Below are 25,084 nucleotides of genomic sequence, written 5' to 3'. Positions count from 1 at the left end.
TATACAAGGAGCTTAATCAGACATGAATAAATGGTTATCTAAAGTTTTTGGCATTGCATTAGTTCTCTCTTTAATTGCGGGATGCACGTCAGGAGCTTCTACAAGCTCATCTAGTAACACTAATGCGACGACCCCAACTAATGCCGCAGCTACGGGAGAAGCAACCTCATCGGTCGTTCCAACAGATGGAAATTTTTTACCAAGTAAGCCTACAGAAGTTATCTTTTGGCATTCGATGACGGGTGAGGCTGCAGAAATGATTGAGAAAACTGCAAAAGAGTACAATGAGTCGGTCGGCAAAGAAAAAGGAATCACGATTACGCCTACCTTCCAAGGTACTTATGATGAAGCATCTACCAAATTAGCGGCGATCCTGCAATCCGATTCTCAAGAGGAACTGCCGGATATTATGCAGCTAAGCTCTAAAGGGATTTTTGATGTAAAAAATTCCGAATATATTGTACCTGTTCAAGATTTTATCGAGCAAGATTCTGAAGGGATTAACTTAAATGATTTGAATCAAAATGCAATGCAATATGCCATGTATAAGGATAAGATGCTTGGCTTGCCATTCTCTAACTCATCGATCATGATCTATTACAATAAAGATCACTTCAAAGAAGCGGGCTTAGATCCGAAATCACCGCCGACAACACTAGAAGAGTTAGCTGCAGCGGTAGATAAACTGGCTGTCGTTGAGAATAATAAAACTACTCGTTACGGCATTGGTATTAAATTGCGTTTCTTCCTGCTCGGAACATGGATTCCTATGCAAGGCGAGAACAAATATATTTTCAATAACGAAGATGGACATTTAGATACACCAACTGAACTTTCGATGACTAGTGATGGTACACTCGAAACCTTGTTAACAGAATGGGAAAAGGTTCTTGCTACTGGCGGTGTAGAATACACGGATACTTCTCCGATGGCAGGATTTCAATCCGGGTTGTATTCCATTATGCCAGCATCCACTGCATCTATGGGGAGTGTAACAAAAAACATCATTGATGCCGGATTATTTGATGTAGGGGTAGCGGAATTGCCTCGTCTGAATGAAAACAGCACTACAGGTACAGGAGTTGGCGGATCCGCCGTTTATCTCTTTGACCGCGGCAACAAGGATTCCATTCTTGGTGCCTGGGATTATTTGAAATATTTGGCTACACCTGAAGTATCGGCAGAATGGTTTAAGAGCACTGGTTACTATCCAATGAATAACCAAGCAATGGAACTGGAAGGAACGAAACAATTTTTAGAAAAGAACCCGCAATTTAATATTATCCAAACCATTATGGAGCATTCTAAAAATTACACGAAATATTTAGAACCATGGGTACCTTCTTTCACTGATATGGACCAGCTTATCCAAGATGAAATTATTAAATTCAGCAACGGCAGTCAGGATATGGCAACGACAATTTCGAATATTGATTCCTCAACGAATCAATTGCTGCAGGACTGGCATACTGCTAATCCGTAAGAATGTAATATTTCTGCTAAGGTAATTAAGCTGTATTCTTTATTTCGTTGAACCCCGAAGAGCACACTTAAATGTGATCTGTTCGGGGTTTTGATTTTGATCCTCCTCTGCTTGTTCTTGTGTGTCAATCTCACACCACAAAAGGAGCGGGCGTTTATAATGGAGACATTTAATTTTAAACTGGATGAACCTGTCACACTTTTATGGAAGCTTGACGGTGATTCTATGCGCTTGACGGCGAAGAAGTCGGATCAAAATATTTTATTATATCCCGACCGTGAGTTCGGTACCGGAAGTTTCGCAACAAGCAAAAACCCACCGCATATGGCTTCCTTACGGTGGGTTTTTGCTTTATTTTTCATCTAAACGTGCCAATGATTGATATTATTTTGTTAACTCTTCTGCAGGGCCTTCCACAAACCATTCGCGTGTTCCATCTTCATTCTCACGAGACAAAATGTTAATGTAGACAACATTGCCATTTTTTCTTTCCCGAAATAATATTACCTTATTTTTTTCAGTGTTTAAACGTACTGCCGGCCAAACATCCCCGACTTGTAATGCATCACGTCTTTCTTGGCTCATAAACGCTTTATTGAATGAAAACGCTTCATGCTGGGGCGGATCGTTTGTAAATTCAATATCAATATCCCCCATTATCTATTAATTGCCACTCACTTGCAAGGCTGTTTGATCGTCCCATGTGTTGATCAAGTTTGATTTACGCCCGACTCCAGCTATCTTGAATCTTTTTAACTACTTCGGGATGTTTGATAGCGGTTTGTTCAAGCATAGAGGTTGAGTCGGTGCTAATGTGGGCCGATCTCGGTTTTAGTCTTCGATTGCCTGATAGACCGTGGTCCAGAAGTCGAGCATAAGATGCATCGGATCCGGGACGGACGACCCAAGTTGGGTGAGCAGGATTCCGATGAGCTGATTTTCTGGGTCGGCGTAGGTCGAGGTGCCGCTTCCGCCGTCCCAGCCGAACTGGCCGATGGGCGCGTAGTCGCCGCGGTAGGTGCGCACTGCCATCCCCATGCCCCAGCCACCGTGCTGCCCTTGGCCGAATGATATATGGACGTTGTTGGTGGCCATTTCGTTTCGGACGGCTTGTTGCTCGGGCGTTAGGCGGTTGGTGGTCATTAGCTCGACGGCGGCCCGGGACAAGATCCGTTTGCTCCCGTGCATCCCTTTGTTCAGCAGCATCCGGAAGTAGGCGTGATAGTCGTCGACGGTGGAGGACAGTCCGCCACCGCCGCTCTCGAACGCCGGAGGCTGGCTATGGAGTCCCCCCTTGGCTTCGTCCCACACGATGAACTCTCTGGTTTGCGGATCGGGGGCGTAGAGGGGCGGCAGCCGGTCGATCTTGCTTTCGGGCACATAGAAACCAGTGTCTTTCATGCCCAGCGGATCGAGGATACGTTCGCGTAGGAACGTTCCATACGACTGGCCCGTGACTCTAGAAACGAGCACGCCGAGTAGATCGTTGCTGACGTTGTATTGCCAGCGTTCTCCGGGCTGGTATTGCAGCGGAAGCGAGCCAAGGCGGCGCATCCACTCATCCGGATCGGGCATCGGCGGTACATTGAGCGCGAGATTCTTCTCGAGAAACGCGTTCATAATCGGAGTGCCCAGCGCCGTAAAATCCAAGCCGAGCCCGAACGTGGAGGTTAGCAGATCCCGTACGGTAATCGGCCGTCGTGCTGGCACAGTATCGTCCAGCGGACTATCGGGTCGTTTGAGCACCTGCCGATTGGCAAGTTCAGGCAGCCACTGCTCTACCAGGTCATCCAGCCGCAGCCGGCACTCGTCGAGCAAAATCATCGCCGCCGCGACCGCGACCGGCTTGGACGTTGACGCCATTCGGAAGATCGTGTCCCGGCGCATCGGCGCGCCACCATCATGGCGCATCGTCCCGATCGCTTCGACATGCGTCTCACCGCCCCGGCTGACCAGGGCGACCAGCCCGGGAATCTTCCCGGACTCGACATGCCGTGCCAGCACCTCTCGCATTCTGCGCAGCCCTTTTTCGGAGAAGCCAACAACATTCTTCATATTTTCCGACGAACTAAAATCTTCTGTTGTACTCTTTTGCATTTGGTTTCCCTCTCTTCCTTTTTTATCAGCCCTATTGTTTTCAACTACTAATTCGTTATTCATGCTGGAAAACCCTTTGTCAAAAAAGGTGTGTTCGATGCAGCAAAGAGAATAACTATTGGCAATCACATGGTAACTCACCTCCTGTTCTGGGTGATCAAAATCGAGATATGTCCCCGCACTTAGCTTAGAGCCATATGCTCGTCAGACGTTTATTCTCGATTTCATCAAATTCAATGTTACCGTTATCACACCCGCTTTTTATACACCCTCATTGCAAAGAAATAGGCTACGAGCAAAATCCCGACGCACCACGCAAGCGCGACCCATATGTCATTGCCCACCGGCTGACCTGACAGCAGCGCACGGATGGCTTCCACGATCGAGGTCACCGGCTGGTTTTCGGCAAAGGCGCGAACGACCCTCGGCATCGACTCGGTCGGCACAAACGCCGAGCTGATAAACGGCAGGAAGATAATCGGGTAGGAAAAGGCGGTTGCGCCTTCCACCGATTTTGCGGTCAGCCCGGCAATCGCCGCGACCCAGGTTAAGGCCAAGGTAAACAATACGAGTATGCCAGCTACTGCAAGCCATGACAGTATCCCGGCGGACGAATGAAAGCCCATAATGAGCGCTACGAGAATGATGACGACAACCGAGATGGCATTGGATACCAGCGAGGTCAGCACATGCCCCCAAAGCAAGGCGGAACGTGAAATCGGCATGGTATGAAACCGCTCGATGATGCCCCGCTGCTTATCCAAAAACAGACGGTAAGCCGTATAGGATATGCCGCTTGCAATCGCAATCAGCAGGATACCGGGCAGCAGGTAGTTCACATAGTTATCCGTTCCGGTTTGGATGGCGCCGCCAAACACATAGACGAACAGCAGCATCATCGCAATCGGCGTGATGCAGACCGTGATGATGGTGTCCATACTGCGGAAAATATGGCGCATGGAACGCCCGAGCATCACGCTAATATCGGTGAAGAAATGATTTTTTGACGCCTCCATTACTTCGCCTCCTTTTTGCCGACGATGGAGAGGAATATCTCTTCCAATGTCGGCTGTTTTTCAACATACTCCACCTTTGCGGAGGGGAACAACTTTTTAAGCTCCGAGAGCGTGCCGCTGGCGATAATCCTGCCCTCGTGCAGAATGGCAATTCGGTCGGCAAGCTGCTCCGCTTCCTCCAAATACTGCGTGGTCAGGAGGACCGTCGTGCCGCCGCCGGCAAGCTCCTTGACAATCTTCCAAACCTCGATGCGCGCCTCGGGGTCAAGCCCCGTCGTCGGCTCGTCGAGGAAAATGATCGACGGTTTTCCCACAAGGCTCAAGGCGATGTCGAGCCTGCGGCGCATCCCGCCCGAATACGTAGACGCCCTGCGGTCGGCGGCGTCTGTCAAGCCGAAGCGGTGAAGCAAGTCGTCCGCAACCTGACGCGGATTTTTGAGGTATCGCAGCTTGGCAATCATGATGAGATTTTCCCGTCCGGTCAACATTTCGTCCACGGCGGCAAATTGCCCGGTCAGACTGATTGCCTGCCGCACATTGTCGGGTTTTGCCGCAACATCGAATCCGTTTACGGTGGCGGTTCCGCTGTCTGGCTTGAGCAGCGTGGTGAGGATTTTGACAACCGTGGTCTTGCCCGCCCCGTTGGAGCCGAGGAGGGCGAAAATACTACCCTTTTCCACCTCGAAATCTACGCCCTTTAGGACTTGAAGCTGCTTGTAGGATTTTTGCAGTCCTTTTACTTGAATGGATTTGGTTGGCATATTCTTCCCCTCCCTTAGATAACCGTAACTTTTGACAAATTGGCACCTATGCCTTTAAGGGAGGCATAGGTCAGCTTATCCATCATCGCACCGTCGAAGCAGATGGTTTTGATGGCGCGGTAGTACTTCTTGGACAATGTAAAACCAGGATTGAATGAAGTATTTTTGAGTGTCGCGCCTTTAAATGAAACTTCGTTTAGTGCCGCCTTATCAAACTTGACGCCGATAAAGGTCTGCCGGTCAAATCGCAACCCTCGCAGATCGGAGGAATTGAAGTCAACGCCGTCAAACATACAGTTTTCAAAGATCACTTTTCTAAGATCGGTCATGGTCAACTTGACATCGGTCAGTTTTATACCGATAAATTTTGTTCCGGCCAGTTCCGACATGTTGAAGCTCGTGCGTACAAGGATCGATTGATCGAAGCTTGCATTCGTCAGGTCAAGGGCAGATAGGCTGCAGTCCGTCAGGTTCGCTCCGTCGAAATTGGCCTCACGCACGTCGCTGCCCTTAAACGAACTGCCGGTCAAGTCTGCGCCCGCAAAGTCGGATCCGTGCAGCGCGCTGCCTTTAAACTGTCCTTTATGGGCCGTAACGCCTGCAAAGTCGCTTTTCGCCAGGTTGCTTCCGTTAAAGTTTGTCACCACCTGCCGCTCCAGCGCGCGGGAGAGGTTAGCGACTTCCAGTACCGTTTGCTCAATGTCGCCGATGCTTTCAATGGTCATTTCAAAAGCGGTTTCATCATTCTTGCCCTCGGCTTTGAGTTCCCGGAACCGCTCCTGCAAATCGGAGAGCAGGTCCGTCTTTAATTCGGTGACGCTTTTTACCTCATCGTAGGGTGCAAACACGCCGTTCAAATAGTGGGTCAATTTCTCATTCATCATATCCAGTCTCCTTTATAATAAGTTTTCAAGCACGCGCTTTGCGTACTCCCAATTGCTTTTGTTACGGTCGTAAGCAGCCTCACCCTTTTCGGTAATCCTGAAATATTTACGCCGTCCACCCTGAGATTCATCGCCCCAATACCACTCGATATCGCCGTCTATCTCAAGCCGCTTTACGCTTGAGTACATCGTGGCTTCCTTTAATTCATACTCACCGCCCGAGCGCTCGGCAATCAGCTTGACAATCTCGTAACCGTAGCGGTCAGCTTCGGATAAGAGCCGTAAAATCATCGTATCGGTATGCCCGCGCAGCAGGTCGGATGTGATTTTGTTCTCGCTCATGCGATCACCTCCATAGCTGTATAATACGACATACTACTTTGACTGTCAAGGTAGTATTTTAATTATAATACTTTGATGAAGGGGACTCGCTGCAGAGGAGTTCTTTCGGATCGGATCCGGCTGCATCGAGGCGCCGGTGAGTGGCTTTCCGGCTCCTGGTTGTCCAGCAGCATCGCTGCGTGATGAATCTGGCCACGATGCAGCGGAGCTCTTCCGGATCTGGACCGGCTACCTGCAGCACCGGCGAGCTGCCTGCCTCAAGCACACCATTCTTTATATAAAAAAGCGCCCTCCTGGTTAAAGGAGGGCTTTAGATTAATTATGTGGCCTTTTTACACCAGTTCAAATTCACGTATTGATTCGTCTGGTGGTCGTCCAGCTACCAAAGTTGAGATCCGTTAGCCTGTATTTCCGATTTGATATCATTTTGACTTAAAAATTTCATTAAATCATTACTCAGCTGCACAATCTCATTGTTAGCATTATTCGCATAATCCGGCAACATCATATCCCTAACCATTTTAGTTCGTAGCCATGTCATAAAGAAAAGATCCAAAAATAAGTTTGGAAATTTAAGCACCATTTTAAGCATTGGTGGATCAATTGAAACGCCAGCTTTTTGTATTGCCCTTAGATACGCTTTTAAAGTGACTGTTATTTTGCGTGCCGTCTTTCTGGTTCTGGCTGTTTTTTTGTCAATTATCTTATTCTCAGAATGCAAAACGCTCAACATGGCAATGTCTGATACCGAATGTGTGATTAGATACGCTTGCATATCCTTTTTAATAACGTAGGGAAGCTTTGCTGTTTTAAATAATTTTGCGAGGTTTTCTATGCGTTCTGTCACTACACCATTAATTTCTCCAAATGCAGTTGCCACTATAATCTTTGGTAGAAATCGAGCATGCAATACTCCATCTTTAATCTGTCCGCCGAAGCCGGGAAAAGCTGGTAAAAGTCTATCCCCTACGATTTCCAGCCACGAAGAAAATCCAATTGAATTACTAGTCATCGTAACTATATTTTTGCTTTGATTATCTTTTAGCGCTAACAACGCTGATTCGGACCGATCATAACGAACGGTAACGAAAATAAAATCGTATACATCGTCATTTTCGAGCGTATCAATGACATTCACTTGTATCGATCTAACTGTACCTTTTTCTTTATATTGCAGGCCATTTTCTCTTAATGATTTAAATCTATTAGAATGTGCAAACAGGCTAACGTCAAACCCTGCTTCAATAAGCTTAATTGCGTACATGCTCCCGATGACACCTGCACCAAAAATTAAAATTCTATCTTGTTTTGCTGACATTAAAACCACCCCTACTTATTAACATTTCCTTTTGATTATCAGACAACATGTTGTATGATGTGATTATAAATCTTTATTATTCCTTGATCAATCATCAGTTTTTTATTATTTGTCGGATGATAATCTTATTCGCTAGTAGGAGGGAAACATGAAAAAGCAACCCCAAATAACGGAGAAAACAAGACAAAAGTTTGTAGAAGTTTTTTGTGAGTTATATAGCCAAAAGCCGATTGAGAAAATTTCGGTTCAGGAAATTGCGAATAAGTCAGGATATAACCGCAGCACCTTTTATCAATACTTTACTGACATTTACGAATTGTTAGACTCTGTTGAAAATGACTTATTGAATGACATAAAAAAAGAATTGGCGAATAAAGAGCTATCGATGCATACGGTTCAAGATACGCTCTATTGTCTGGACAAAAGAGAACATCTCCTGGTTCTTAATGCCCTTTTGGGTGATTATGGAAGTACCCGTTTTTTAAAACGCTTAAAAAAAGAAATCACTTTGGATCAATTAGAATTAAAAGTTCCGCAAAACCATTCCTTAACGCCTTACTTAATTGAGTTTTACCTGACAACTTCCCTTTCTTTATTTCGTCTTTGGCTCCAGCGTCAAAAGGATTTATCGTCAGAAGAATTTTTCAAGTTAGTGGAGAACCTGTATTCAAGAGGGATTACGCCCTATTTTAAAGAATGAGTCTGTCATTCAAACCAATCCATATGTTGTATAACAATAAAAAAGCGCGCATAAGCTTGTTTACACAATATACTCCATAAAGACTGACCTAACCTACTCTTAAGGGTCCGCATTCTGTAAATACAGACTTCTGCAAGTTTTTCTTCAGAGAAATTGCCTCTATTTTTGATACGGTTCACCGCGCTGTCTGTAACGGCAAGTTTTGGGGCCATCCTTTGTGGGATGGCCTGTTTTATTGCCAAAATGGAAAGCAAACTTGACATTGATCGGGTAGCACGATATGCTTTCTTTGTGGAAAGTTAGCTTTCCATGAGGAGGGTGAACGCATTGAACAACCGTTTAGAAGAAATCCGCAAGCAACGCGGAATTAAGCAAGAAGAATTAGCAATGGCTCTTGAAGTGTCACGGCAAACAATCGGTTCGCTGGAAAACGGACGTTATAACCCATCGATCCTTTTAGCGTTCAAGATTGCTCGTTTTTTCGGTATGACTATCGAAGAAATCTTTATTTATGAGGAGGATGAGAATGTATGAACAAGACTATTTTGTCTTATTTGATTACCGTTGTAGGCGTATCCTTACTAGCAGTCGGTGTGTACTTCATCAAAACAATTGAAGATCCGCAAGGTCTGCTGCGAGCGTTGCCTTATATCTGCGTTGGACTTGGCTCTGGTATGTTCGGCCTCGGTATGGGAGAAATAATGTTGCGCTACGCGATGAAGCATAGTCCCGCCGCAGCAAAGCAGCTAGAGATCGAGAAGAAAGATGAGCGTAATCTGGCAATCACTAATCGGGCAAAAGCGAAAGCATATGACATGATGATTTTTGTGCTTGGAGCCTTAATTACAGCAATTGCCTTGATGGCTATAGATTTAACAGTGGTATTGCTATTGGTTTTTGCCTACCTGTTTATTCTTGGATACGGCGTTTATTACCGATTGAAGTACTTTAAAGAGATGTAATAAAATCGCTGTTTATTGAAAATCGCATTCGACACATATTCATCATGAAGAAAGGAATGAAGACAATGACGAAATTATCTTATAGTGGTTTAAAATACGGAGAAAATAATGTGGAAGTAAAATTATTAGTGGATATACAAAATGATTGGATTGAGATAACACATACCGAAGAAGTGTCTCAAGTAATGAATAAATCAACAGGTGAATATATCGTAGTACATCGAAATACTTTGAAATTCGATGTTGTTTCATAAATAAGAGACATTGAACTGGAATCTACGAGACGCCCCTTAAGGAATTCCGGAAAAAACTTGCCGTTATTTATGGTATGGTTCACCGAGATTGATCTTAAACCTCCTACCCGTTAGGCTTAATGAAGCATCGTCAGTCTAATGTAGTGTAGTTCTTAAGATCAAAAATAACAAATGCTAGCATGCCGTTTAAAGCTATATGATTTCCAATTTTTCAAATAAACGTTCTAATTAAAGCATACATAAGAACATGTAGAGTTTCTTAGAATTTCCGAAATCAACAATGCATGCTGCCACTAATTTTGCGGCAGCATGCATTGTTGTTAAACTATCGTTTTCCGTTAGCTGAACAGCCTGCAGGATCTCGCCGGCAGGCTGTGTAATTAACCGGGTTGTCGCGATCTGATTGAGAATGGCTTGCTGCGCGGTTAGCTGCACCTTGCGATTAATCGTTAGATACAGATTCTGCCCCTTGACCGGCTTGGTCAGCTTCATGTCGCCGACGATCCGGCTCATGCTGTCGATTTGATAGGATATTGCCGCGGATGGGCGGGATGGATACGCCCTTCGTGATCATGCTTGTGTGGCGTTCCTAGAGACTCGGAGCCTCGACGAACTGTAGATAAGCAAAACGTACGATTAGTGAAGAGAACAGGAGAAATGTAATCATGAAAAAGACATTTAACCTAATACTGAAATGGCGACGGTTTCGAACTTTTTCTTTCGTACTTCGGTTTTATCATTAATTTCCATACCGTTCCCTCATTCCGTCACTCGATACCCACCCTTTAACTGTCATATATTCAGACGAATTCCTTTTTAGAGAGGTTCAATCTTTATCCCTGCACAATAAGAATAAGCAACCTTACGGGAATGGCGGGTATCCGAACTCAATACCAAGTTATTTTTCAAAATTTACGCTTCCGAATCCATGAGACCGATGAATTCCCGGATCGGCTGTCGTCTATATAAACGAAGGCATAAATGAACACAAACTAATTTGACGAAGAGGTGTTTTGAAAATGGCATTAACGTCCGCATTCACGAGCTTCAACCTGCCTGTAAAAAACGTAGAACAATCGAAAGCGTTCTTCACCGGACTCGGATTCGAGCTCAACCCGCAATTCCCCGAGAACGAGAATTCGGTAGCCATCGTGATCGGCGACAACCTGCAGGTCATGCTGATCAATCAAGCATTCTTTAATACGCTCACGGAGAAGGAATCCGTCGATACGAGCAAGTATGCGCAGATGACGATCGCATTGGCCTTCGAGAGCCGGGAAAAGGTCGATGAAATCGTGAATACCGCGGTCTCCTTGGGCGGGAAATTGCACGCTGAACCTGAATATCATGGGTTCATGTATCATTGGGGCTTCGTGGACTTGGACGGCCATCTGTGGGCCATTAACTACATGAACATGGATGCGGCACAAGGTTAAGGCTAACGGAGAGCACGCTCGTACTAGGGTTCAAAAAGAAAGACGCCGGGCATCTTCCCCGGCGTCTTCTTCGCGATGATTAGTTTTGTTCGGTATAGGCTTTGAAATTGTCCATGATCGCTTGCCAGCCTGCTTGCTGGAACTCGACGGGATTGGAGCTTTCCGCGTCGAACGTTTCAATGACCTTCGTCTCATTCCCTTGATCGACGAAAGCAATATCCACTCTTCTTCCGTCTTCCATGGTGTAGCCGATCGCCTCATGCCGATTCGCGACATCGTAGACGCCGCCAAAATCAAAGCCCATGCTGCCATCCTTCGCTTCCATCCGTGTCAGAAACTTGCCGCCGACCCGCAGATCGTTTTCGGCTCTTGGCGCATGCCAGTCCTCGGACGCTTGATTCCACTTCGTGATGTGATCCGGCTCGGTCCAATAGCGCCATACCTTCTCGACAGGGGCTTGAATGACGGCTTGCACGGTTACTTTCGTCGGTTGACTCGTTTCCAATTTAAATAGACACCTCTCTCATGATATTCTCAATGATATAGACGTAAGCCAATGACGAAATTCATTGGTCAATTCGCTCAGGCAGCCCAAAACGCGAAAATAATGGCGTATGAATGAAGTTTTGAACGTGCAGGATTTGATTTTCTTTGGTTTCGATGACGTGGATGCCCCAGGGTACCAGGCCAGAGCCCTCTTTGCCCGGCATATACTGGGCCAACGCCGGATAACCGCCATTCACCGTAATGGGCACAAATCGCGAACCTTCGCAATGCCAGCGAGTAAGCGAATAGAAGGCGGACAAATCTTCCTTGCCACGGATCCACATCTCGAAGGGCGGCATCGACATGCAGCCTTCCTCGTGGAACAACGCGACGAGCGCAGCAATATCGAATTGCTCGAAGGCCTCCACATACCGGGACAGCAGCTGCTGCTCCGGTTGAACGTCCATGCTGCTGAGCTCATCCGAGCGAAGCTGCGCCCGGTCCATCGTCTCTCGGGCTCTTTGCAAGGCGCTGTTCACCGCTGCCGGCGACATCGCCAACGTTTCCGCGATCTGCTTGGAGGACCATTCAAATACATCCTTCAAAATGAGTACCGCGCGCTGCCGCGGAGGTAAGGTCTGCAGGAGAGCGATGAAGCACAGTTGAAGGGTATCTCTGCGGACGAGCCGATCCTCCGGATTGCCCCCAAAGTCGGGAGACGGCCAGATCCAGGCAGAGTCCGGCAGCGTGTCGCGCGGCTCGACGATGGCGACGGCCGGATCGAACAGGTCAACGGGAAGCGCGCGGCGTTTGGATTGTCTCAGCTTGTCCAAGCACAGGTTGGAGGCAATCCGATAGACCCAAGTTTTGAACGAGGAATCCTGTCTGAACGTGCTCCAGCTCTGCCAGACCCGAATACTCGTCTCCTGAACGGCATCATCCGCATCGTCCATGGAGCCTAGCATTCGGTAACAGAACGAGGTTAAGCCCGGCTTCAAGCTTGCAAATAATGGTTCGTCAAATGCGGTCTCGTTCATCGCGGCCTCCCTTAACGATCTCCCCGAAGGGCGGTACCTTCATTATATGCAATGAAGCGGACAGCCTCAATAGAATAATAGGCAGGATTATGGGTTCATTTATCATGGGCCTTCGAGGACTTGGACGGCCATATGTGGGCGATCAACTTCATGAACAATACTGCGTCGGAAGGCCAGGGATAACGAAGAGCATCAACGTTAAAATATAAATCCAAAGACGCTGAGCGCATATGCCCGGCGATTTCATCGTTCTCGCACAACAATCGTTCGAGTGGTCTCCACTTTCTCGCTTAAAAATACTTGTTCACCCATTCGCAAGCATGCCTAGAAAGCGTACAAGCTTCATCTGCAACAGCTACTGGCTGAATATGATCTGGCTATGGAGCAGTAGTGTGCAGCAGAGCAGCAAAAAAAGGAGTGAAAGTTCGCCCCTTCTGTTCCTGTGTGGTTCGAGTTTCATCTGGTACCCTCAAGCCTGCCTTTTATTCTTCGAAACACTCAGAATGAAAAGACTAATGATAATAAACAAAATATTGGCATACATCTCCGTGTTATCCGGCAGATTTTTATAAAGAAGAAATGAGCCACCCGAACCGTGAACAAAACCAACGATGATTCCACGAACGCAGGAGGGAAAGTTGATTTATCACCAACCTGCAGATAACGCGATATATGTGCGCTTCAGGCCTATTTTGCCGACAAGTGCCCAAGTGTTGGCAATGACAATTCGAAATAATTCGCAATCCTCACGCCAGGACCTGAATACTGGAGCTATCCTGCCTGTTAGTTGAGAAAACGGCATCCGAGTAGTATCCGGTATGCCGTCTTCTTGTTGTAAAGTTTACACAATTTCTTCAGAAAACTCGGCTGCTTTAGATTCTAATTCATCAACGTTTTTGGGCATTCTTATGTCCAAGCATTTTTCATCCCAAGGGACACCCAGATGTTTGGCATGTAAGACTGGATCATACATTTGATTATTTTTCAAACAAGAATACATCACCTGTGCGATTTTACCACATACATGACCAATAGCTTTTCGTTTACTCATTCCCCGCCCTTTAACCAAACGATCATAATAATGTTTAAATAGGTTTGATTTTGTATTAGGCGATATGAGCACCAGTACCATTAAAAATAGAATTCGACGAGTATCCCTTACACCTTCATATGTTTGTCTAGATTTTGAGACGGAAATTCCTGATGTTTTATTTTCAGCAACGACGCCTAAGTACTTTTTAAATTCAAGATAATTTGAAAACCGTTCAACATCACCAATAGCACCAATTAATGTACAAGCCATTACATCACTCATAATTGGAAACGACTTAAGTAAAGCAGTGTAGGGCTGAGGAGGGATCTGTTTATCCTTATCTCCATGTACTTGGACGGCTAAGGTGTGCGGTAAATATTCACTTAAAATTGCTGAATCCTTCGTCGCTATCGTTTTGGCTCCAACAGAAATAAGAGCTTTCCGTAGCTCTTCTTGTGTTGCTTGAGACATGTCTTCTGCTGTTGGGTACTGCAAAACTTATTTCATAACAGTTATTGTTGAGCCAGGCTTTTTAAATGCTCGCTTTAGCTCAGGATTCGTAACTGAAAAAAGCTGTTGTATCTGGTTCTTCCTTCTAGTTAATTGAGTAGAAAGAAGCCATCTATCCCTCGTTAAAGTTCGAAAAAGAATCTGTGTAGGGGTCGCAGGTTTTACTAATCGTATACCCTTCATATCTGGGTGTAGTGTTTTATGCCAGCCCATGTAGGCCATGATCCTGGCATCAATCTCATCAGATTTTTCATTAAGGCCTAGTTGACGTTCACGAAAATCTTTTACCGATTTATTTTCAACTTGGAACAAATGATACCCTTCATCCAAAAGAACTTTCATCACTAAATACGAGTAATGACCACCAGTGGGCTCTAACAAAATAAAAAAGTCTGATGGATCTAATCCAAAACCTTCTCGTATGTTCCCTAACTGTGTTAGGAAATCAATAATTCCTTTTCCATCGGAGTAAAACTTCATAGTCTTTTGCCGTTTCCATTCCTTTTCATTACGGAATTTTTCAAAGGGAATACAAGCAGCAACATGAAAATCTGCACCGATGTCTAAACCCACATAAAATTGATACCATTTATTAATTTCTGATTTGTGCTTTTCAACTTCGCATGTCAGGATTTAACGATAGTGCAGTAAAACCCACATTATACAAAGAGGTCATGATATGCCCCAATTATTTCAAGGGTTACTGCATTTTCTTCTATAAGGTTCTTTGTTTCGACAAAATGGTCTATTTTTCCTCCTATAAGGTTCTTAAATAAAAAATAAAACTTGCCTGGTCATGGCAAGTTTGGTTTGAATATTGGGGTAAGGGTGCAGTGCCATCTATAATAGAAGTCCAGGTATATTAATTAGCCGGCTCCATGCCTATGACGGTGGCTTCCCTAGAGGTCACTGCACAAATTATAGTTCAACATCTATACTATGATTTCCTGCACTACATACATAGGAAATTGAACCAGTTTTCCGCAAACTTTAAAGTCCTTTGAGGCTACACGTTGTAGACAGGGGTAAAACTGGTTCATTTATATTAAACCATAAACAATTAGAAAATTAAATTTCCATTATTCAATCTAAGCTCCTACGATAGTAGCATGTAGTTTTTAGTTTGAGCTATGAAGCACTAAGAAAACTTTATTTGCTGAGTCTAGCACTTTATTTTTCAGTCTAGCACTTTATTTTCTCCTTACAGCAATAACTGAAATTGCCCACCCATAGCGGGGATTTCGCAATCCCCACTAGTGTCCCATCATATTGACCTTATTCTTAGGATGAAACACAAAAAACATCGCCCTTCTCCTCCAAGGCGATGTTTTTTATTCTTACGTAATATATGCTTTTTATTGTAATCAATTGGTCTGTGTCTTATCTGATTGAGCTTGGTTTTAGGTCTCAAAGATAAATCCGAAGAATAATATAAAACATATCATTCTTGAACCAATTTATCATAATTTGACCTGATAATTTGGTCATATGCAGGAGGAGAACACTAAAATGCCGAGTATGGTATACATGATGACCAATACAAACGAAATGAATCAGGTCGTGGCATTTTACAGGAACATGAATGGATTGCTCACCTTTGCGGCTTCCTATCCGACCTATGGAAAAGGTACGGGGACAAAGGAAGTGTCAACCGCAACGCCGAACGATGGAATCGATCCTCTTCATTCTCAAGGCTCTTTAACTTTGTCCCGTGATGGTCGTTTCCTTTTTGCGGTTAATGCAGGTAGTCATAGTATCAGCAGCTTTATGGTAACTAAAAATGGTCATCTTATCTTCTCGGACATAAAACCATCAGGAGGTGCCCAACCCAATAGTATCGGTATTTTCGGAAACCTTCTCTATGTCTCCAATATAGGAGATGACGCCAATCATTTTGCGTCGAATATTTCTGGTTTTTACGTAGATGATAACGGGCGTCTTATTCCTATTCCAGGATCTATTCGCTCTCTAAGCACCATTAATGCTCAACCCGCGCAAGTCCTGTTCACTCCTGAAGGAAGCAAAATAGTTATACCTGAACTTACCACAAACCGTCTCAGCGTCTTTAACGTTAATCAAAATGGCACGGTAACAGGACCAATGATTAATGAATCCAATGGTAACATGCCGTTTGGCTCTTATTTCCTTTCCTCCGGGCTGCTTTTAGTTACGGAAGTAGGTTCTAATGCGCTTTCTTCCTATTCCTTAAGCGACAACGGCATACTTCAAGTAATAAGTGGCTCTGTACCAACGGGACAAAAGGCCACTTGTTGGGTGACGGCATCGAAAAATGAACGTTTTGCATATGCGACCAACACCTTAAACGGTACAATAACCATCTTTCTAATTAGCAGCAGCGGTGCCTTAACGGTAGCCGGGCATGTTACCAGTACGCCGGCAGGAATACCAACCGGTTTTCCTATGAATATTGAAGTCAGTCAAGATGGACGATATCTCTATACGCTTAACGGAAATCAGGGTACAGTATCGGTATTTCAAATCAATGACGAGGGCAGTCGTTTAGTTAGATTACAGGTTGCTGCGTCAAGTTATGTTTCCTATTTTGGATCGCAAGGTTTGGTGGTAATTTGATCTATATGCCGTAATCTAATTTGTTATCCTCCTCGTTGTTCGTAAAACCGAGATTTTGCGAAGAAGCAAAAAAGGAGCTGCTGCGCGGCAAGCTCCTCACTAACATGCACGATAACTTAAAAAGAGATATGTACCTATCGACATTATAGTTGTGATGATTCATATTCCTTGACACTCCTATAAAATGTCCGATGTTTCATATCTAAGGTCTTCATTGCCGAAACAGTCCTATTGTCCGCCCTAACCTACCTAAGATGACGGTTCAACATGAATCGTCTTTTTTATTTTCATCCTGTAGCATAAATATAAAAGAAGAACTCATGCGAGCTCTTCCTGACGGTGGTTCATTGAATAGGCACACCTATTACACTTCATGCTTTTGGTTAGAAACTTCGGTACGCCGTTTTTATCCGGCGCATGTGTGTTGCAGACGATGTCTTTGGCACATTCCATCATTTGGTTTAAAGGGGAAAAGGTATTGAATTGCAAAAGAAAAAACCGCCTATTATAAGACGGTTTGAACTATTGTTGATTATTCATTTCTTACCGATCACGAGCTTTCCCCTATAGAGAAAACAGACTGACTGCCAACGTACTGATCAACAAACCCCGAATCCGTAGACGGAACGATAATAAACAAAGAGCCGATTGTTTGAAGGATAAGATCATTTCGCATACCACTGGGGACAACATTTATGTATGCACGGGTCATAAGTACAGCCACAATAAATATCACTGCGGGTTACTTTGCTTTCTTCGAAGGAAGCCAACGTTTTTTCATTTTGCATACCATCGTATAGGCAGGATTAAAAACATTGCCTACCTCGTATTCTACGCACTGACCCATTAATTGACTTGCTTCCTGTACGCTTAAGCCATAGCCGTTCTCATCGGTCAGCCAGCGAAGCATCTCCGTCGATGCATGCTGAAGGGCCTGCTCAAGAGGTCTGGCGTTTCCTACCGTAAAAATCGAATCCTCCGACTCTCCGCGCGGCCAGCCGATCGTTTGCCCTTTGAGCAATGAAAGCGAGAATGTCGTATCCATTGAAATTTCTAGCCCTGTGCCCACGATTTCGCCGTCTCCTTGCACGGCGTGGCCATCCCCGAGATGAAAGAGCGCACCTTGGACGAATACAGGCAAGTAGATGGTCTCGCAAGCTCCAAAGCCTCTGTAGTCCATATTGCCGCCGTATTGACCGGAGGTTGCGGTACCGATAGCCTGGCCCAACGCCGGAGCGACGCCGAAGCAGCCGAAAAAGGGAGCAAGCGGAAGCTGCAAGCCGGCGATCATGTCGGATTCGAGCTCCGGCTGAGCCGTCCGGCTCTCGGTATTGATCTTCCATCTCTTTCTTTCCGCTTTAGGAAGCTTCGGAACATAGGACGGATCGACGACATTGGGAGCAAGAACATCCATCGACCATGCCCACTCGCGGTTCGGCACAATCGATTCGAAGCGGACGACAAGCGTGTCCCCGGGCTCCGCGCCTTTCACATAAAACGGTCCGGTCATCGGGTTACCCGCCATCGCAGCCGAATTTCCGTGCCGATCCCATCCGCGGGCGTCCACCGTCGAGGTCGTTATCCGGTCGCCGTCATTGACGGTCAGCACCGGCTCATGCGAGCCGATCGTATTCCAATACCTGCTTGGCGCCAACTCATGTACAGCCATTCAATCACCTCAGTTTCAAATTGTTTTTGATCCTTTAAGTATACTCCCATTAAGAGTAAATTCCACATCATTGAGAATGAAAAAATTTTTAAAATATAAGAAAGTACAGATTTATACTTTGCTTATATTCGGAGGGGAATAAAACGACTTCGACGCCTCTTTTTCATCGAATCAGCTTGCATTACTACCAGTTCTGTCCTACAGGTTGAGGTTTTTATTTGATGTTCGAAAATCTTGAACATGCACCGAGACCCGCTTTACTATTGTTTTCTTAAAAAAAACTCATTTGATAGAAGTGATATCTCAAATTCATTATATGATACAATCGGTATCATCAATTCCATATAACGATACAACCCGTGTACATCCGCTCTTTTTGTTTCCTATAGCTGTCTCAGACAAACTTCCGTCTTCCAACTTACCGGACAGATAGCTGACATTAACAATAAGCTCGCGGCAGCCGCTGCTCCAGCCATCAGGGATGATACCCCGGCTATTCAAAAAATGATCGATGAAGCGCCAAGCGGAGGCAAAATCGTCATACCCCCGGGAGTTTATAATATTAATAAAAATCCGGAGCATATCGTTTATACGGATTATGGGAAAAGCTATTCCACTTTAAAGACACGGTATTATTATTTTCAAGAACAACGCGATGAGTCCCCGTAAAGGAGAACCGAACGCCGGAATATACGTTTCCTATGCGGGAGGCGGACTATTATACAAGGAAATACAACCAACGAAGGTAAGCATATTTATGGCAGTACAGTCGTAGAAGAAGATATGAAAAATATATTTGTTAATTTTACAGCCAATATCCTAAAATAAGAAGGACCGGCCGTGCCCCTTTGGCGGCGTTGTACTGCCACTGCTGAGTACAATGAAAGACTGTAAGAAATCACTTTGAAGGGAGGTGATAACATGGAACAACAAGTTAAGAATGTCTGGGAACAGCCAACCCTGGAAACGCTGCAAGTGAGCAGAACGCTGGAGGGAAAAGGCATGAAGTACATTGACGCTGTTTCTCCGAGCGACCTTGATATTACCGATACGCCTCCGGTCTCGTAATGTGTACTTAACCTGAAGCAAGTCCAAGTCCCCTATACATTTTTGTATAGGGGCATTTTTTTCATGACTATTCAAGGCGTTCATGGCGTGTTTGGTGACCTTTATTCGAAGGTTTCCCTTCGATTTCTGGCTTTACATCCAACGTCTAAAGAGGTCCTAACCATGTCCGAGTTGGAGATTAGAACTGCAATCGGGCGTCTTACTGGATGCGGCAAATCCGTCTCATGGTGCTTGGAACGTGCTCAAAACCTAGCGGCTGCAGCAAAGCGAAATCCCTTTAGGGAGACGGCTTTTCCAAGCCATTTGATCTCCATGCAATTGCTCATCCAATTGCTTCTTCAATACCAGGACCATCTAGCAACGCTTAATAAATCCGTAGATGCCCTGGCTGAAGAGTTGCTTGAATATGATTTAATCCAATCGATACCCGGTATTGGTACTAAGATTGCGGCAACAATTTTAGCTGAGATCGGGGAAATCGATCGGTTTGATCACGCGAAGAAACTGGTGGCCTTTGCCGGTGTTGATCCAAGTGTTTTTTCTTCTGGCAAGTTTATAGCAACAATAAATAAAATCACGAAGCATGGCTCCAGAAAGCTTCGTACAGCCCTCTACCAAGCTGTACGGTGTGGTATTCGAAGCAATAGAAATAAAAAATTAAGGGCTTATTATGATAAGAAACGTGCTGAAGGAAAGCTGTTTAAAGTAGCGGTAATTGCTTGTGTAAACAAACTCATCCACTGGATTTTTGCCATCCTGACTAAGAAAGAGGCCTTCCGGCTACTGGCCCACGGTGCTGGACAATCCGAATGCGTCGAGGCACGGTATGGAGCATGCCAAATGGCTGCAGGATGTTAAGAAGATCGTCATTTCCGGCTCGATGGACATTGTGGAATGGAACAATACGATGCTGATCAAGGACAATATCGCAGAGGAATCCAAGCTCTCAAGGAGCAGCCTGGCAAAAATCTCGTTATCTTCGGCATTCCGGGGGCGGCGAAGACGTTGCTTGAGCTCGGCCTGATCGACGAATTCCTGCTGACGATTTGTCCGGTCATCTTGGGCGGCGGAAAATCGGCATTCCACGGCGACGGTGAGAAAATCAGGCTCAAGCTGCTGTCCAGCCGAACGCTCAAGTCGGGCATTATCGCGGCCCGCTATGAGTTGGAGAAATAGCCGTGCCGTACAAGGTGTTCCACTAACGTACCTGTTAGCATAATAAACTCTAATCCGTATTAAAATTATGCTCATCAATTCATATCGGGTTTTAGTTCCATCATTTCTGTATTTTCATTCCAATTGACCTGCATCTTAACAATAGAATCTTTGGCTGCAATTGCGCCATTACCTCCCGAAGAACCTAGATTATAAATGCCAGATTTTGATTGGTCAGTGGGCAAAGTACCACTCCCACTTCCACCACCTTCTGTATCATATGCGTAGCTTAACTTTCCAGTCGGTATTGTCTTTTTTCCAATGTACTTTAAGGACATTTTTGTTATGTGGTTATCATTATCTTTCATTTTGTACACGATATAAACTGCTGCCCAATTGTCGGTATGTCCCTTGTACTCGTAGATAAACTCTATATTCTGGGCATTTTTAATATCTGGAATATCATCTTTCTCAATATCGGTATAATAATTATTTTCTTCTGTGCAGCCGGTAAGAACAAATATACATATAAAGATAATGCCGATTATTCGCTTCACTTCCTCACACTCCCATTTACCTTTTAATCCTCACAGATATATACGAAAATTGGAAATATTTGTTGCGCATTCCTGCCTGTTAGCATTCCGAAGGACAGCCACGCGGCTGCCCTTCGGAATTGTGCTGTCGTGCCCAGTTAGCTCAACAAACAAAGGTACTCCATTCACATCTTATATCCATTTAAAAAAGATGTATTGGTTATCTTCACCTTGTTCCTTTCTCCCCAATCAGCTAAATCTGCTACGCATTTCTCTTCGTCCTTCGCAAACCTAAAACACATATGGATGGGGACAATTCATCCTTTTAATTTGAATGTATTGTATTTCATCCTAAGTCTCCTTTTCAGTTGAAAGTAACCATCTGGAACATCTGTGAATGTAATAGCAACATTTCGAAACTTCTCATGTAACCATCTGGAACATCTGTGAATGTAATAGCAACATTTCGAAACTTCTCATGATCTATAATTAAGTATGTATTGAAAAATGATGAATGGAGGAATTTATGAATGAATAATGCATTTAGCGACAACAACACAAAGGCAATGGAAATATTAAACCGGATGTTTACAGCTGAGATGGAATTTATGCGCTCTGATGGAAGCGATTTTAGTGGTATTAAATCAGCCTTTCACCCCGACATCGTGGTGCATGAACCAACTTCGCTTCCTTATCCTGGCGATTGGCGTGGTTATGAAGCTCTTGGAAGACTCTTTAAAATTATGCATAATTCGTGGAACTCCATGAATACCGAGAACATGCTTGCGACACTTGACGGTGACACCCTTTTTATGGGATGTACTTTAGTGGCGACTGCAAGACATTCTGATATAGAAATCCGGCTACCTTTCGCCCAAATCCTAAAAATAAAGGACAATTTAGTAATTGAAGGATTTCCATACTATTTCGACACTGTCGCTATAAATACAGCACTTGGTTATAATCAGGATAATGTTAAAGAAGACATAGCATGATTCGATTTTGCGAGAAGAAGAATGAGAACAACATTTACCGGTTTATTAACCATGCGGCTAAAGCTTACAAGGCGTCATTCCGGAGGATCGGTATCATTAGCAGTCAAGAATAGGGATGAACTAGTTCATGGAGACCTTTGCCTTTGTGGTGTCATGGGAATTCAAGATAAAGGCGAGGTAGCCTTGATTCGGAACGCTTATGTCCGAACAACTCAACGCCAAGGTGGAATCGGAACCAAACTGTTGATGAATATTACGCAGCTTACGGATAAGACAATCCTGATCGGCACATGGGAAGCAGCAACTTGGGCTATCTCGTTATATTTTAAGAATGGTTTGGGTCTTGTAAATGCGGACGAGAAAGGAACTTGCTTCAAAAATATTGGAATGTACTGGGGCGGCAGATCGAGAAGCCAGTCGTTCTGTGCTCGCTAGGTTTTGCCGGGAACCTCGAATAAACCCATCATCTTCAATATTCATTAAGGGAATCCACGCATCCGATTCCAAGTAAGCTCTCCCTCACTTCTCTTTTCATTTGCATGACAATGAATTATTCTTTGCTAATCCTCATCATTCCTGCCTGTTAGTTGAGCAAAGGCAGCCGATTGTTCTGGCCGGCTGCCTCATTTCTTGTCTGAATTATGCTATCTGTGCCTGTTACTTCAATAAGTAATAGAGGTCCTATTTGTAAACGATTGTACATAAACATCTGGATTTGATAAACCTTCCCCTTCCTCGAAACCGACATTGTTGTCGAAATATTTAAGTAACAAGGATATTAAGTTCCCATGGGTAACGATGACAGCATACGGTCATCTGTAATTATATTAACTTTGAGTTTCTGCGCTAATGGCCCGACCAAGTATCGATACACATTAAGAGATCTGTTTGATCCGAAATGCTTTAACAGCCATGAAGATAACGTGTACGGCAATAACTAATCCTATCAGATAGATTAAACCTTCATTGATACGAGCCCAAATCTCACTCACTCTTTCAAATGCCTCGCTGCGGACCGGCGTTATACCGGATTGCGCTAGTTGCTGCATAAAATCGGAATTCCATATCGCCATATCCGAGAACATGAACACCGCGAGGACGAAATAGAGCATATTGAGCAAGATTTCAAAGCCGACTAGCCTTACTGTCCACTTCCTTGAAATCATCATCAAGATATCTTTCAAGATGCTTAAGGCCAGCAGGATCCATATCATCGGCAGGAACCCGCGAAACACTTCTTCATCGAAGAATGACACAACCGTCGAATAACCGCCGTCCTCAAACCTCCATACACCAAGAAGGTCGATTGAGAAGGTAAACAGCACGAAGAATAAAACGGTAATGATTATGCTTGCTATAGGTTCGGCACGCTTAATTCGAATCCGACGATCAGGCAGGGCTGGTAATTCAGACAGTTTCCAGTCATGGGCGCCCTTTATTCCCAGCTTCCTTTTCTTAGCATTTACGACCTCTATTATGACAAACATGATCGTCACCCAGGCGAAGCCTTGAACGCAACCCACGATAAGGAAGGAAACCAGATTGCTCACCAAATGGTGAAGGACTTGCGATGGAGTCATGAACGTTTCAATCGTGAACACGACTGCCATTGCAACTGCAATCGAGATAATTACCATCTTGAGAACGGACAGATAGGTCGAAAAGATTGCCGGACTAATCAGATATCTCTTATCTCCCCTGTACCTTTCAGATAATTCACTCGGATTCCCGAGTTCAAGAAGCACCTCTTCCACATCCGTTCTGGTCGCTTCTCTGCCTTGGACGCGCTCTTCAAGCATATCCTCGATTAAACCTTGCAGCTCTTTTTCTATATCCGTCCTCTGTTTCTCAGGCAGCTTTTGCGTCACCGCAAAAATGTATCTATTAACTAACTCCATCCCCATCGTCTCCTCCAATTAAATTTTCAAGGCTCATGTTCATGTTCCTCCATTCTAGACAAAGCTGCAGGTAAACTTCCTTCCCCATAGAACTGAGCAAATAGTACTTCCGAGGGCGAGTTTCATTGGTGTCCCATTTGCTTTCAAGCAATTGCTGCTTCTCCAATCTACGCAAGAGCGGGTACAAGGTGCTTGGATCGATGTTAATGCCCTTCTCCTCTAGGATGGAGACCAGGGAATAACCATACTGCGGTTCGGATAATTGACTGAGCACGCCGATAATAATCGTTCCACGCCGCAACTCCTGTGTTAATCCGCTGATCGTTTCATTGATATCCATTTATTTCATCAACTCCTGATTTCATAATACTGTATGTCACACACTATTGTAAATAGTGTAATAACATTTATTTTATAATATTTGATTTCAATCCATGTACGACACGCGTATGTGATGCTTGAAGAAAGATTCAATATATCTAGTCCTATATATTTCAAACAATATAAAGCGCAAAAGCCGGGATCCTCAAAATGAGAAAGTCCCGGCCCTTTATATGATGTACAGACCATACGGGCGTCTGCTCGATTGAGGTTACATGAAGTACTTCTGCAGCCAGGTGTTGACATCGGTCCCTGCTGAATACCTATACAGGCCATCCTGCTCTCAATGCCCTGTCTCCAGAGTTCGACTTTAAACGCAGTGCAGATTGGCCGCAGCTTGTGCAATCGCTCCAGGTAACGATCATCCCGCTGACGATTGTCAAGCAGATACATAACTGAGTAAAGAACATTTCGCGCCTCGGCAATCCGGCTCTCAGGACATCCAAGCTTTTTCTCATAGTAGCTGACCAG

The 25,084-nt window shown here is 44.7% G+C and carries 26 protein-coding genes and 2 pseudogenes; 13 read left to right on the top strand and 15 right to left on the bottom strand.

Going from position 1 to position 25,084, the window contains the following annotated elements:
* Positions 1-22 precede the first annotated feature (22 nt).
* Both ACFOLF_RS26205 and ACFOLF_RS26200 read left to right on the top strand, forming a co-directional pair.
* Positions 23-1,483: an ABC transporter substrate-binding protein gene (locus ACFOLF_RS26205; protein ID WP_210044270.1), complete on the top strand. Its 1,461-nt coding sequence runs from the start codon at positions 23-25 to the stop codon at positions 1,481-1,483.
* 159 nt (positions 1,484-1,642) lie between these two features.
* Positions 1,643-1,849, top strand: a complete 207-nt coding sequence (locus ACFOLF_RS26200; RefSeq protein ID WP_210044262.1) for a hypothetical protein — start codon at positions 1,643-1,645, stop codon at positions 1,847-1,849.
* A gap of 18 nt (positions 1,850-1,867) precedes the next feature.
* On the opposite strand, the gene ACFOLF_RS26195 is transcribed toward ACFOLF_RS26200, so the two are convergent.
* The 7 genes from ACFOLF_RS26195 to ACFOLF_RS26165 all read right to left on the bottom strand — a co-directional run bounded on the left by ACFOLF_RS26195 (position 1,868) and on the right by ACFOLF_RS26165 (position 7,901).
* On the bottom strand, positions 1,868-2,140 hold the full coding sequence (locus tag ACFOLF_RS26195) for a hypothetical protein (RefSeq protein WP_210044260.1): 273 nt from the start codon (positions 2,138-2,140) through the stop codon (positions 1,868-1,870).
* A 174-nt stretch (positions 2,141-2,314) separates the two neighbouring features.
* Positions 2,315-3,538 carry a serine hydrolase domain-containing protein gene (locus ACFOLF_RS26190; RefSeq protein ID WP_210044619.1) on the bottom strand — a complete coding sequence of 408 codons (1,224 nt, stop codon included), beginning with the start codon at positions 3,536-3,538 and terminating at the stop codon, positions 2,315-2,317.
* 290 nt (positions 3,539-3,828) lie between these two features.
* Positions 3,829-4,596 (bottom strand): ABC transporter permease, encoded by a 768-nt coding sequence (locus ACFOLF_RS26185; RefSeq protein ID WP_210044251.1) that lies wholly within the window; start codon positions 4,594-4,596, stop codon positions 3,829-3,831.
* Positions 4,596-5,357 carry an ABC transporter ATP-binding protein gene (locus ACFOLF_RS26180; protein WP_210044249.1) on the bottom strand — a complete coding sequence of 254 codons (762 nt, stop codon included), beginning with the start codon at positions 5,355-5,357 and terminating at the stop codon, positions 4,596-4,598. The genes ACFOLF_RS26185 and ACFOLF_RS26180 overlap by 1 nt, the downstream gene beginning before the upstream one ends.
* A 14-nt stretch (positions 5,358-5,371) precedes the next feature.
* Positions 5,372-6,238 carry a pentapeptide repeat-containing protein gene (locus ACFOLF_RS26175; RefSeq protein WP_210044618.1) on the bottom strand — a complete coding sequence of 289 codons (867 nt, stop codon included), beginning with the start codon at positions 6,236-6,238 and terminating at the stop codon, positions 5,372-5,374.
* A gap of 15 nt (positions 6,239-6,253) precedes the next feature.
* A complete protein-coding gene (locus ACFOLF_RS26170) occupies positions 6,254-6,583 on the bottom strand; it encodes a PadR family transcriptional regulator (RefSeq protein WP_210044234.1) in 330 nt (109 codons plus the stop codon).
* Between the two features lie 379 nt (positions 6,584-6,962).
* Entirely contained in the window at positions 6,963-7,901 is a 939-nt protein-coding gene (locus ACFOLF_RS26165; RefSeq protein ID WP_210044233.1) for a ketopantoate reductase family protein, read from the bottom strand.
* Between the two features lie 148 nt (positions 7,902-8,049).
* On the opposite strand from ACFOLF_RS26165, the gene ACFOLF_RS26160 reads away from it, so the two are divergent.
* From ACFOLF_RS26160 to ACFOLF_RS26145, 4 genes are all read left to right on the top strand, one after another.
* Positions 8,050-8,601, top strand: a complete 552-nt coding sequence (locus ACFOLF_RS26160; RefSeq protein WP_210044231.1) for a TetR/AcrR family transcriptional regulator — start codon at positions 8,050-8,052, stop codon at positions 8,599-8,601.
* 327 nt (positions 8,602-8,928) lie between these two features.
* The gene (locus ACFOLF_RS26155) at positions 8,929-9,135 is read left to right on the top strand and encodes a helix-turn-helix transcriptional regulator (RefSeq protein WP_187102023.1); all 207 of its coding nucleotides are present in this window, start codon (positions 8,929-8,931) and stop codon (positions 9,133-9,135) included.
* Positions 9,132-9,563 (top strand): hypothetical protein, encoded by a 432-nt coding sequence (locus ACFOLF_RS26150; RefSeq protein ID WP_210044229.1) that lies wholly within the window; start codon positions 9,132-9,134, stop codon positions 9,561-9,563. The genes ACFOLF_RS26155 and ACFOLF_RS26150 overlap by 4 nt, the downstream gene beginning before the upstream one ends.
* A gap of 65 nt (positions 9,564-9,628) precedes the next feature.
* Entirely contained in the window at positions 9,629-9,817 is a 189-nt protein-coding gene (locus tag ACFOLF_RS26145; protein ID WP_210044220.1) for a hypothetical protein, read from the top strand.
* Between the two features lie 228 nt (positions 9,818-10,045).
* Here the strand turns inward: ACFOLF_RS26145 and ACFOLF_RS26140 are convergent, their stop codons facing one another.
* The gene (locus tag ACFOLF_RS26140) at positions 10,046-10,309 is read right to left on the bottom strand and encodes a hypothetical protein (RefSeq protein WP_210044218.1); all 264 of its coding nucleotides are present in this window, start codon (positions 10,307-10,309) and stop codon (positions 10,046-10,048) included.
* Between the two features lie 527 nt (positions 10,310-10,836).
* Here ACFOLF_RS26140 and ACFOLF_RS26135 point away from each other — a divergent pair.
* Positions 10,837-11,253 carry a VOC family protein gene (locus ACFOLF_RS26135; RefSeq protein WP_133235147.1) on the top strand — a complete coding sequence of 139 codons (417 nt, stop codon included), beginning with the start codon at positions 10,837-10,839 and terminating at the stop codon, positions 11,251-11,253.
* A gap of 79 nt (positions 11,254-11,332) precedes the next feature.
* Here ACFOLF_RS26135 and ACFOLF_RS26130 read toward each other — a convergent pair whose 3' ends face one another.
* The 3 genes and pseudogenes from ACFOLF_RS26130 to ACFOLF_RS38005 form a co-directional block, all read right to left on the bottom strand.
* A complete protein-coding gene (locus tag ACFOLF_RS26130) occupies positions 11,333-11,758 on the bottom strand; it encodes an SRPBCC family protein (protein WP_210044216.1) in 426 nt (141 codons plus the stop codon).
* Between the two features lie 61 nt (positions 11,759-11,819).
* On the bottom strand, positions 11,820-12,776 hold the full coding sequence (locus ACFOLF_RS26125; RefSeq protein ID WP_054975466.1) for a sigma-70 family RNA polymerase sigma factor: 957 nt from the start codon (positions 12,774-12,776) through the stop codon (positions 11,820-11,822).
* Between the two features lie 841 nt (positions 12,777-13,617).
* Positions 13,618-14,952 (bottom strand): annotated as a pseudogene (locus tag ACFOLF_RS38005) (IS110 family transposase).
* Between the two features lie 876 nt (positions 14,953-15,828).
* Here ACFOLF_RS38005 and ACFOLF_RS26110 point away from each other — a divergent pair.
* A complete protein-coding gene (locus ACFOLF_RS26110) occupies positions 15,829-16,911 on the top strand; it encodes a lactonase family protein (RefSeq protein WP_379113407.1) in 1,083 nt (360 codons plus the stop codon).
* Between the two features lie 742 nt (positions 16,912-17,653).
* Here ACFOLF_RS26110 and ACFOLF_RS26105 read toward each other — a convergent pair.
* Positions 17,654-18,580 carry an acetamidase/formamidase family protein gene (locus tag ACFOLF_RS26105; RefSeq protein ID WP_210044202.1) on the bottom strand — a complete coding sequence of 309 codons (927 nt, stop codon included), beginning with the start codon at positions 18,578-18,580 and terminating at the stop codon, positions 17,654-17,656.
* 921 nt (positions 18,581-19,501) lie between these two features.
* Between ACFOLF_RS26105 and ACFOLF_RS26100 the strand changes: the two genes are divergently transcribed.
* The 3 genes and pseudogenes from ACFOLF_RS26100 to ACFOLF_RS26090 all read left to right on the top strand — a co-directional run bounded on the left by ACFOLF_RS26100 (position 19,502) and on the right by ACFOLF_RS26090 (position 20,824).
* Positions 19,502-19,648: a paeninodin family lasso peptide gene (locus tag ACFOLF_RS26100; protein WP_210044200.1), complete on the top strand. Its 147-nt coding sequence runs from the start codon at positions 19,502-19,504 to the stop codon at positions 19,646-19,648.
* Positions 19,649-19,729: 81 nt separating this feature from the next.
* A pseudogene (locus tag ACFOLF_RS26095) lies at positions 19,730-20,431 on the top strand (transposase); the annotation flags it as partial.
* A 111-nt stretch (positions 20,432-20,542) separates the two neighbouring features.
* Complete coding sequence (locus tag ACFOLF_RS26090) at positions 20,543-20,824, top strand: dihydrofolate reductase family protein (RefSeq protein WP_210044193.1); 282 nt, start codon at positions 20,543-20,545, stop codon at positions 20,822-20,824.
* 74 nt (positions 20,825-20,898) lie between these two features.
* Here the strand turns inward: ACFOLF_RS26090 and ACFOLF_RS26085 are convergent, their stop codons facing one another.
* Positions 20,899-21,360, bottom strand: a complete 462-nt coding sequence (locus tag ACFOLF_RS26085) for a hypothetical protein (protein ID WP_210044190.1) — start codon at positions 21,358-21,360, stop codon at positions 20,899-20,901.
* A gap of 509 nt (positions 21,361-21,869) precedes the next feature.
* Here ACFOLF_RS26085 and ACFOLF_RS26080 point away from each other — a divergent pair.
* A complete protein-coding gene (locus tag ACFOLF_RS26080; protein WP_210044188.1) occupies positions 21,870-22,334 on the top strand; it encodes a nuclear transport factor 2 family protein in 465 nt (154 codons plus the stop codon).
* 21 nt (positions 22,335-22,355) lie between these two features.
* On the top strand, positions 22,356-22,769 hold the full coding sequence (locus tag ACFOLF_RS26075) for a GNAT family N-acetyltransferase (RefSeq protein WP_210044186.1): 414 nt from the start codon (positions 22,356-22,358) through the stop codon (positions 22,767-22,769).
* Between the two features lie 440 nt (positions 22,770-23,209).
* Here the strand turns inward: ACFOLF_RS26075 and ACFOLF_RS26070 are convergent, their stop codons facing one another.
* A complete protein-coding gene (locus ACFOLF_RS26070) occupies positions 23,210-24,232 on the bottom strand; it encodes a hypothetical protein (protein ID WP_210044185.1) in 1,023 nt (340 codons plus the stop codon).
* Entirely contained in the window at positions 24,219-24,572 is a 354-nt protein-coding gene (locus ACFOLF_RS26065; RefSeq protein WP_210044184.1) for a PadR family transcriptional regulator, read from the bottom strand. Before ACFOLF_RS26065 ends, ACFOLF_RS26070 begins: the two co-directional genes overlap by 14 nt.
* Between the last annotated feature and the right edge of the window lie 512 nt (positions 24,573-25,084).

The sequence above is a fragment of the Paenibacillus sepulcri genome (assembly GCF_042647105.1).
In the GTDB taxonomy this organism is placed as follows: Bacteria; Bacillota; Bacilli; order Paenibacillales; family Paenibacillaceae; genus Paenibacillus_Z; species Paenibacillus_Z sepulcri.
The sequence above is the reverse complement of the archived record's forward strand: the minus strand, read 5'-3'. Positions and strand labels throughout refer to the sequence as shown.

Bases quoted from the DNA above. Each gene is read 5' to 3' on its own strand.
- ACFOLF_RS26205 (WP_210044270.1), top strand. From the start codon at position 23: ATGAATAAATGGTTATCTAAAGTTTTTGGCATTGCATTAGTTCTCTCT.
- ACFOLF_RS26200 (WP_210044262.1), top strand. From the start codon at position 1,643: ATGGAGACATTTAATTTTAAACTGGATGAACCTGTCACACTTTTATGG.
- ACFOLF_RS26195 (WP_210044260.1), bottom strand. From the start codon at position 2,140: ATGGGGGATATTGATATTGAATTTACAAACGATCCGCCCCAGCATGAA.
- ACFOLF_RS26190 (WP_210044619.1), bottom strand. From the start codon at position 3,538: ATGAAGAATGTTGTTGGCTTCTCCGAAAAAGGGCTGCGCAGAATGCGA.
- ACFOLF_RS26185 (WP_210044251.1), bottom strand. From the start codon at position 4,596: ATGGAGGCGTCAAAAAATCATTTCTTCACCGATATTAGCGTGATGCTC.
- ACFOLF_RS26180 (WP_210044249.1), bottom strand. From the start codon at position 5,357: ATGCCAACCAAATCCATTCAAGTAAAAGGACTGCAAAAATCCTACAAG.
- ACFOLF_RS26175 (WP_210044618.1), bottom strand. From the start codon at position 6,238: ATGAATGAGAAATTGACCCACTATTTGAACGGCGTGTTTGCACCCTAC.
- ACFOLF_RS26170 (WP_210044234.1), bottom strand. From the start codon at position 6,583: ATGAGCGAGAACAAAATCACATCCGACCTGCTGCGCGGGCATACCGAT.
- ACFOLF_RS26165 (WP_210044233.1), bottom strand. From the start codon at position 7,901: ATGTCAGCAAAACAAGATAGAATTTTAATTTTTGGTGCAGGTGTCATC.
- ACFOLF_RS26160 (WP_210044231.1), top strand. From the start codon at position 8,050: ATGAAAAAGCAACCCCAAATAACGGAGAAAACAAGACAAAAGTTTGTA.
- ACFOLF_RS26150 (WP_210044229.1), top strand. From the start codon at position 9,132: ATGAACAAGACTATTTTGTCTTATTTGATTACCGTTGTAGGCGTATCC.
- ACFOLF_RS26145 (WP_210044220.1), top strand. From the start codon at position 9,629: ATGACGAAATTATCTTATAGTGGTTTAAAATACGGAGAAAATAATGTG.
- ACFOLF_RS26140 (WP_210044218.1), bottom strand. From the start codon at position 10,309: ATGAAGCTGACCAAGCCGGTCAAGGGGCAGAATCTGTATCTAACGATT.
- ACFOLF_RS26135 (WP_133235147.1), top strand. From the start codon at position 10,837: ATGGCATTAACGTCCGCATTCACGAGCTTCAACCTGCCTGTAAAAAAC.
- ACFOLF_RS26125 (WP_054975466.1), bottom strand. From the start codon at position 12,776: ATGAACGAGACCGCATTTGACGAACCATTATTTGCAAGCTTGAAGCCG.
- ACFOLF_RS26110 (WP_379113407.1), top strand. From the start codon at position 15,829: ATGCCGAGTATGGTATACATGATGACCAATACAAACGAAATGAATCAG.
- ACFOLF_RS26105 (WP_210044202.1), bottom strand. From the start codon at position 18,580: ATGGCTGTACATGAGTTGGCGCCAAGCAGGTATTGGAATACGATCGGC.
- ACFOLF_RS26100 (WP_210044200.1), top strand. From the start codon at position 19,502: ATGGAACAACAAGTTAAGAATGTCTGGGAACAGCCAACCCTGGAAACG.
- ACFOLF_RS26090 (WP_210044193.1), top strand. From the start codon at position 20,543: ATGGAACAATACGATGCTGATCAAGGACAATATCGCAGAGGAATCCAA.
- ACFOLF_RS26080 (WP_210044188.1), top strand. From the start codon at position 21,870: ATGAATAATGCATTTAGCGACAACAACACAAAGGCAATGGAAATATTA.
- ACFOLF_RS26075 (WP_210044186.1), top strand. From the start codon at position 22,356: ATGAGAACAACATTTACCGGTTTATTAACCATGCGGCTAAAGCTTACA.
- ACFOLF_RS26070 (WP_210044185.1), bottom strand. From the start codon at position 24,232: ATGGAGTTAGTTAATAGATACATTTTTGCGGTGACGCAAAAGCTGCCT.
- ACFOLF_RS26065 (WP_210044184.1), bottom strand. From the start codon at position 24,572: ATGGATATCAATGAAACGATCAGCGGATTAACACAGGAGTTGCGGCGT.